Consider the following 853-nt stretch of genomic DNA (forward strand, 5'->3'; position numbering starts at 1 on the left):
ACGCCGTACGGATGCGGCGTGCCGACCGCGCCGGTGGTGCCGACGCCCGCAACCCGCGGGCGTCATCCGCCGCGATGTCGCCGCGCCGCGTCCGCCCCCCGATCATGCCGGGGCCGGCGCCGTTTGCTTGATCCGAACCAGCCGGCCGGCGTCATCCGGACCGACCCACATCATCGTGGGATAGGTGAAGGCGCGGAAGGCGTTGCTGAGCGGCCCGCCCTTCGGCTCGACGACCACCCGCGCCACCGGGGCGAGCCGCTCGGTGAACGCATCGGCGTCGTCGGCACCGGCGGCGACGACAGCGAGCACCTGCTCCCGGCCGCCGGGCCCCCGCCGGGCGTGCTCGATGAGTTCGGGCAGTTTCTCGCGGCACGAGTCGCAGGAGGTGGAGACGAAGGCCACGAAGGTCTCCGCCCGCAGCAGCTCGCGGCGCACCGGGACGCCATCGACGTCGACGGCGGCGAAATCGCCCACCGGGTCGGCGATGCCCAGTTCGGCGGAGACCCCGGCCTCGTTCGAGAGCAGCGCCGTGTGCTCACGCAGACGCTTCCGGACGCCGAAGGTGAGGAGGAAGTTCACCGTACCGAGCAGGCCCACGCCGAGAACGGCCGTAGCAAGGAGGGTCATCTGTTGCTCCCGAAAGTAGTCAACGACTGTGGGTGGTAAGTCGCGGATCGTGGTCGACCCCGCGGAACAGGGCCACCAGGTCGTCGGATCTGATGGCCAGAAAGCCCAGCAGCAGGCCGACGAAGCCGGCGAGCACCAGCCCCGCCGGCCGGAGCGAGCTGGGTGGTGACGCGGCCGAAGCGACAGCCACGACGGCGCCGCCCGCCGCCAGGCCGGTCAGCAGTAC

2 protein-coding genes are annotated in these 853 nt (G+C 72.0%); both read right to left on the bottom strand.

Annotation, left to right across the window (positions count from 1 at the left end; genetic code table 11):
- Positions 1 to 102: 102 nt before the first annotated feature.
- Positions 103 to 627, bottom strand: coding sequence for a hypothetical protein (locus tag KBX53_RS34480; RefSeq protein ID WP_210863979.1), 525 nt, complete (start codon positions 625 to 627; stop codon positions 103 to 105).
- A 19-nt stretch (positions 628 to 646) separates the two neighbouring features.
- The coding region (locus tag KBX53_RS34485; protein ID WP_210863980.1) for a hypothetical protein at positions 647 to 853 on the bottom strand (207 nt) is incomplete at its 5' end.

Origin of the sequence: Micromonospora sp. M51 (genome assembly GCF_018070305.1) — a bacterium.
GTDB lineage: Bacteria > Actinomycetota > Actinomycetes > Mycobacteriales > Micromonosporaceae > Micromonospora > Micromonospora parva.